General features: G+C 39.9%; 7 protein-coding genes. 4 read left to right on the plus strand and 3 right to left on the minus strand.

The window, feature by feature from the left end:
• The first annotated feature begins 244 nt into the window (after positions 1–244).
• Both OO184_RS21005 and OO184_RS21010 read left to right on the plus strand, forming a co-directional pair.
• The gene (locus tag OO184_RS21005) at positions 245–577 is read left to right on the plus strand and encodes a helix-turn-helix transcriptional regulator (RefSeq protein WP_265380858.1); all 333 of its coding nucleotides are present in this window, start codon (positions 245–247) and stop codon (positions 575–577) included.
• 523 nt (positions 578–1,100) lie between these two features.
• Positions 1,101–1,337, plus strand: a complete 237-nt coding sequence (locus OO184_RS21010) for a hypothetical protein (protein WP_265380859.1) — start codon at positions 1,101–1,103, stop codon at positions 1,335–1,337.
• A gap of 280 nt (positions 1,338–1,617) precedes the next feature.
• Here the strand turns inward: OO184_RS21010 and mdtI are convergent, their stop codons facing one another.
• From mdtI to zwf, 3 genes are all read right to left on the minus strand, one after another.
• Positions 1,618–1,950: a multidrug/spermidine efflux SMR transporter subunit MdtI gene (gene mdtI / locus OO184_RS21015; protein ID WP_049581746.1), complete on the minus strand. Its 333-nt coding sequence runs from the start codon at positions 1,948–1,950 to the stop codon at positions 1,618–1,620.
• Between the two features lies 1 nt (position 1,951).
• On the minus strand, positions 1,952–2,368 hold the full coding sequence (gene mdtJ / locus OO184_RS21020; protein ID WP_265380860.1) for a multidrug/spermidine efflux SMR transporter subunit MdtJ: 417 nt from the start codon (positions 2,366–2,368) through the stop codon (positions 1,952–1,954).
• A 496-nt stretch (positions 2,369–2,864) separates the two neighbouring features.
• Positions 2,865–4,340 carry a glucose-6-phosphate dehydrogenase gene (gene zwf, locus OO184_RS21025; RefSeq protein ID WP_265380861.1) on the minus strand — a complete coding sequence of 492 codons (1,476 nt, stop codon included), beginning with the start codon at positions 4,338–4,340 and terminating at the stop codon, positions 2,865–2,867.
• Between the two features lie 344 nt (positions 4,341–4,684).
• Between zwf and OO184_RS21030 the strand changes: the two genes are divergently transcribed.
• Both OO184_RS21030 and OO184_RS21035 read left to right on the plus strand, forming a co-directional pair.
• Positions 4,685–5,545 carry a MurR/RpiR family transcriptional regulator gene (locus tag OO184_RS21030; RefSeq protein WP_265380862.1) on the plus strand — a complete coding sequence of 287 codons (861 nt, stop codon included), beginning with the start codon at positions 4,685–4,687 and terminating at the stop codon, positions 5,543–5,545.
• A gap of 317 nt (positions 5,546–5,862) precedes the next feature.
• A partial coding sequence (locus OO184_RS21035) for a tail fiber protein (RefSeq protein WP_265380863.1) occupies positions 5,863–6,538 on the plus strand: 676 nt, incomplete at its 3' end.

Raw genomic sequence — 6,538 nt, forward strand, 5'->3', positions numbered from 1 at the left:
TTAGCTGCAATAACACTTTAAAATAAGATATTAATCGATATTCTCATAAACTACATTATCTATTGATCCAAGTGGAATATTATAAGCCCAACAATTCTAACCTTCCTCGTATGTCTTGAGCTATAGATGACCACTATGGTGATCATCTAATATTGATATTCTCATTTTGACAAATCACCTTAATGACCGTTATAGTGGTCATTAATGGCCTTAATGACCACTATAACAGTCAGTAGGAGGGAGTATGTCAAAACATAGAGCCTATTCAAAATTCTCCCAAGAGGCAGTCATGTTACTCGGAGAACAAATCAAATTAGGTAGAAAACAGCACCATTGGTCAGAAAAAAATTTGGCAGAACGTGCGGGGATATCCAGAACCACACTACAAAAAATTGAAAGCGGGGATATGGGCTGTTCTATAGGATTAGCATTTGAGTTAGCCAACCTTGTAGGTATTAGCTTGTTTGGCAGTGATAAATTTCCTATCTCAGCTCGTATAGAACAAACAAGAGATAAACTAGTTTTGTTACCACAGCGTATTCAGGAAAAAAAGAGAGAGGTATACGATGATTTCTAACAACAAAGAAGCTTATTTTTATTCAACTATGGTAAAAGTTACCTTGTAGGGTACAAACACTAATCAGTTATCAAAAATTTATTATCAACCAATCTTACGGGCCAAAATACCTACTTTACTTTAGCAATAGTCCTTAATAATTCATTGTAGAAATATATGTTATATTTGATCTGCTGATAATACTCTGATGATCAATGTAAATAAAATAGTTTCCAATGTTGCTTATCACAAATAACGTTAATTTCATCTAACAGAGTTAAATAACCTTTCACAATTCTGCTACACATTCCCCTATTCAACCCATTGTTATATATAGAGTTATGAGTGGTATAAGATGTAGCGCTATTTTAGAATCTTATTTAACTCATCAAATGGATTTTCTATTATTTATCTTTTCAATGTTGAATTATACTCATGCGTCGTCCATACTTTCTAATAAGCATATCAGTATCTGGCCTCTGTTTAGTGAATATAAACATGGCCTAATCTTCAATAACTTTTATCACTTGGTATGGAGCATTCTATGGATATTTGTTCAGGTTGTCATGATCCGCTTCATGATTCCGTTGTTGCGGAAGTAGAAGGCAAGATCTATAAAAGTTGCCCATCTTGTTCCGCCTCAATGGGTAAACATGTTTTTTATCGCTATAAAGACTTTGATATGAAGGAGATGGGGAATGGCCGCTATATTGTTCAGTCTTGTTGTCCTGGTTGTTGTGTGAAAGATGGTCATAAGCCAGAAGTCTGTTTTACCTGCTAAAAGCCACTTTCATTCATATCTGCTGGTTATTATGCAAAATAATTGCTAGTTGTATGCCAGCAGATACTATAAGAAATAAACAATAAAATTCGTTAGTTAAAAACCTGAACGCTAATAACGTATCTTTATCCTGATTTTAAAAATTAAAGCGGGAGGAGTTATACAACATTTAATCAAAATACCTGAACAGAGAAGAAAATAGTTATAAATGCATCAGGAACGACAAAATTAAAACAATCTCTGTGAATCATACTCCCCCCAGATTGGGTTACTCTACAGCTTAAGCCATCTTGATTATCACCATGCCCAACAGCAACAAGGCAATTCCACCCCAACCTTTACAATTCAAACGCTGATTAAACATAATCCAGCCAGCAGCAACCGTCGCGATAATACCGAAAGCGCCCCATAAGGCATAAGCAACGGAAAGCTCAATTCCCTTCACTGCCTGAGCAAGCGCACTGAACGCCCCAAGGACGGTAATAAGCGAGAGAATACCCATCCAAGGACGTCTAAAACCATTAGAAAGTTTCAGTAAAATATTCGCTAAAATATCCAAAGCGACAGCAAGGAATAGGAACGCCGCATGCCACCATTCAAATTGTTGCAACATGTTATGCCTCCTTTATTTTACTGTTTTTGGTTGTTGCGACACTGACAGCCTTATTTGCCATCTGTTTTACTACCTCTGCCGATTTTTTCACTGCCGCTTTTCTAGTGCCGGATTTAATCAACATAATTCCTGTTATCAGCAGAGCCAAACCACCTACTTTCATCAATGACAGTGATTCATCAAACCACATGACACTAAAAACAGTAATAAATAGAATGCCAACCCCTTCCCACAACGCATACGCAACGCCCAGTGCAACTTTTTTCACCGCCATTGCCAGCAAAATATAGGATGCGGCGATCATAATGTACATAACAGCCATGCCAACTACACCACCAGAAACGCTGGCATGTTTCATCGATAAGGTACCGATAACTTCGGTAATAATTGCCATTGCAAGGAATAACCAATAAATCATTTTCTTTCTCCTGACTACGCAAATACGCACATCAAGACGCAAGCTAATAAATGATCTAACCCACCTATGCATAAGATGAGAAATAATAACCTGACGTTTTGACGAAACAGAAATACCGGCTGAAAACCGGTCAACAGGAGTCAGACGCTATAATGCACCGCACCAATAATGCTCACTGGATAAAATGGCAGAAAGGAAAAGCATGTGGGTGGAACTTTGAAACTTGACGCTTTTGGCGCTGTTCATGATATCTCATTCTTTCATCGCACCGATATTCTGCGCGATATACTAAGAATCCTCATAAATAATGTTAATGTTCCTATTACTTCTACCATACGAAATAATAGAAAGCAACCACTCAATTTTGCTTATTTTTTATCTGATAAACAGAGTTGAATCAAAAAACAGAATTGATATCAACATAAGCTGATACCTTGTTGATAATAACCCAAGCCGCTTATAGCGCGGCTTGAGCTTCAACAGAAAGGCTTGTCAATTACTCAAACTCATTCCAAGAACGACCATCGCGAGTGATCATGGCAACAGAAGCAACCGGCCCCCACGTCCCCGCCTGATAAGGCTTAGGCGCATCATTATCCGCCGCCCATGCATTCATAATAGAATCAACCCACTTCCAAGCTTCTTCCACTTCATCACGACGAACGAATAGCGCCTGAATACCCCGCATAGCTTCCAGCAACAATCGCTCATAAGCATCTGCCAATGGCATATGGTTAAACGTTTCAGAGAAACTCAGATCCAACTTAGTCGTTTGCAAACGATGCTTGTGTTCCAGCCCCGGGGCTTTGTTCAGCACTTCGATATCAATACCTTCATCCGGTTGCAGACGAATCGTCAGCTTGTTCTGCGGCAGTTGTTGATAAGATTCAGAGAACAAATTCAGCGCAGGTTTTTTGAAATAAACTACTACCTCGGAACATTTCGTTGGCAGACGTTTACCGGTTCTCAGATAGAAAGGAACCCCGGCCCAACGCCAGTCATCAATATCGACGCGGATAGAGACAAAAGTTTCTGTCCGGCTGGACTGGTTCGCCCCCTCTTCTTCCAGATACCCCGGTACCTTATGCCCCTGAACAAAACCAGCGGTGTATTGACCGCGCACTGTTTTCTCCCGCACATTCGTGTGATCAATACGGCGCAGAGAACGCAATACTTTTACTTTTTCATCTCGGATACGGTCTGTTGTCAGATCTGCCGGAGGAGACATCGCAATCATGGTCAATATTTGCAACAGATGATTCTGAATCATATCGCGCATTTGCCCGGCTTGGTCAAAATATCCCCAACGGCCTTCAATACCCACTTCTTCAGCTACCGTAATTTGCACATGATCAATTGTCCGGTGATCCCAATTATTCACGAACAAGGAATTAGCAAACCGCAGCGCTAATAGATTCAATACAGTCTCTTTACCCAGATAATGATCGATACGATAAACCTGACGCTCATTGAAATATTTTGCCACTTCATCATTAATGGCTCTGGATGATTCAAGATCGGTGCCTAAAGGTTTTTCCATCACAACCCGGTTTGGCTCTTTATTTAACCCGGCAAGGCCCAACCCATGACAAACCGAACCAAAAGTGCTTGGCGGCATTGCAAAATAATGGATCGCAGGCTGGTGTTCCTGCTTAAGAATTGCCTTCAATTTAGCAAAGTCTTCCTTTTGATTAACATCCAGATTGCAGAACGCCAAACGCTCACTCAACGTCTTCCATAACTCTGGATCTAATTTTTCTGGCAAGAACGTATTTAAAGCTTCTTCAACAACCTTGGTATACGCCTTTTTATCCCAATCAGCCCGGCCAACACCGATAATCCGGGTTTCTGGGTGGATATAACCCGCTTTCTCAAGCTGATAAAGGGAAGGCAATAATTTCCGGCGTGCCAAATCCCCTTTAGCGCCAAAAATGACTAAATCACAAGCCTGAGCTGTAGAAGTAACCGCCATATGTCTCTCCTCGTTGCGGGATATTGTAATTTTGTTACAGCATTAACCAATAATGTACTCTTTTGACCATAGCGCGTAAACAGCGATAACGAATAACCATTACTTTGCGTTAACAATATGTTTCACCACTGATAAAAATGTGATAAATTCATGTAATTTTACAACGCTTATGAAAGATAATTACCAATATGAAAGTTAGACACTAGTCATACTTTTATGAAAAACATTAAATTATTGTGACTTCCTACTGCCAGCTTCAATTTGCTAATAGTATATTTTCATAAAATTTATTATAGATTTCTCCTCTGAATGAAATCGTCAAAAACCACAGGTAACTGCGTTTTATGAATACACTGGAACGAGTCCAAAACAGTATCGAATTCTTGAGTAAGTCAGAAAAAAAAGTGGCGCAGATAATCCTGGCTTCACCGCAAACTGCGATCCATGCCAGTATCGCAACGCTGGCAAAAATGGCGGAAGTCAGTGAGCCCACGGTTAATCGTTTTTGTCGCCGTCTGGATACTAAAGGTTTTCCCGATTTCAAACTCCATCTAGCCCAAAGTCTTGCTAATGGTACGCCTTATGTAAATCGCAATGTTGAAGAGAGCGATACAGTTAGTGCCTACACCAATAAAATATTTGAATCGGTAATGGCAACTCTGGATACCGTGAAAAACAATCTAGATATTGCCGCCATTAACCGAGCGGTCGATTTACTAACACAAGCCCGAAAAATCTCATTTTTTGGTTTAGGCGCTTCTGCTGCCGTCGCCCATGACGCAATGAACAAATTTTTCCGGTTCAACATTCCCGTTATCTATTTTGATGACATCGTGATGCAACGGATGAGCTGTATTAACAGTGCCGAAGGTGATGTCGTCGTACTGATTTCCCATACCGGTAGGACTAAAAACCTGGTTGAAGCAGCACAACTTGCGCGAGAAAATGATGCAACAGTTATCGCAATTACCTCCCAAGATTCTCCCCTCGCTCACGAAGCAACGCTCGCCATTCTTCTGGACGTCCCGGAAGATACCGATATTTATATGCCAATGGTCTCAAGAATCGCTCAATTAACCGTTATTGATGTTTTAGCGACTGGTTTTACCCTGCGCCGTGGTTCAAAATTCAGAGATAACTTGAAAAGAGTCAAAGAAGCGCTGCGGAATTCACGCCTTGATAAAATTGACTTTCCCTCAACCTGAAAGTCATCCTCTTGTTGTTGGGCTGACTCGCAGCGATTGCGTAGTCAGCGATCGTTTATGACTCAAATAGAAAACAGGAAGAGAAAAATAATTTTCAAATGTTGAATATAAATGGTTTAGATATTTACCTGATCAACAGTTTCATATTTGTTATTTCCTACCCATTATACAAAAACTATGATCCCCCTAAGTTATAAGAATACTTTATCATCCTTTTTCCGAGCTAAACTACTATTAACATATATTGCTGAAAATGAATTTTGCAATAATTCGACATTCTGCTTATAAAAACATATTACTTAATCTGAGGAAAATATATGAATCCCAAGAATGATTTTAAAGCTTTTTCTATTAGTAATAATGCCAACATAGTCAGTCAAGAAGCCTATGAAGAAAGTCGAAGTTTGAAAACTGGGTTCCCCCCAAGCGATATCACGATTCATGTACTAAACAAAGTATTACGTCAGTCATCAACCATATCCTCTGTCGTCGCTAATTTTATCGCGACCCAATCTGGCAATGATATTCTGGATGATGGGGATATCGCTAAACTCATTGCCCAATTAAATAGCGCGTTAGAACAAAAAATTACAACAACAGTGCCAAATGCCTCATTAACACAACAAGGCATTATTCAACTCACAGACAAAACAGGCAACAGTAATACCCTTGCTGCAACACAGAAGCTTGTTTCTGATGTTAATCAGAATGCGAATAACCGACTGGAAAAAAACCAAAACGGTGCCGATATTCCTGATAAAGATGCTTTTGTGAGAAACCTCAGTTTATTTGAAAAATTGCTCCCGGTAGGGGTACCACTTCCCTGGCCAACTATTACCCCACCAGAAGGATGGGCACAATGTAACGGCGCTCCTTTTGATAAAACAAAATATCCGAAATTAGCGCAAGCCTACTCTAATGGAATATTACCCGATTTACGTGGTGAATTTATTCGTGGTTGGGATAGCTGGCGTGGTATTGACAACGGACGTA

It is taken from the genome of Photorhabdus aballayi (assembly GCF_026153155.1).
Lineage (GTDB): Bacteria > Pseudomonadota > Gammaproteobacteria > Enterobacterales > Enterobacteriaceae > Photorhabdus > Photorhabdus luminescens.

Coding starts and splice junctions, on each gene's coding strand:
- mdtI (WP_049581746.1), bottom strand. CDS start 1,950: ATGTTGCAACAATTTGAATGGTGGCATGCGGCGTTCCTATTCCTTGCT.
- zwf (WP_265380861.1), bottom strand. CDS start 4,340: ATGGCGGTTACTTCTACAGCTCAGGCTTGTGATTTAGTCATTTTTGGC.
- mdtJ (WP_265380860.1), bottom strand. CDS start 2,368: ATGATTTATTGGTTATTCCTTGCAATGGCAATTATTACCGAAGTTATC.
- OO184_RS21005 (WP_265380858.1), top strand. CDS start 245: ATGTCAAAACATAGAGCCTATTCAAAATTCTCCCAAGAGGCAGTCATG.
- OO184_RS21010 (WP_265380859.1), top strand. CDS start 1,101: ATGGATATTTGTTCAGGTTGTCATGATCCGCTTCATGATTCCGTTGTT.
- OO184_RS21030 (WP_265380862.1), top strand. CDS start 4,685: ATGAATACACTGGAACGAGTCCAAAACAGTATCGAATTCTTGAGTAAG.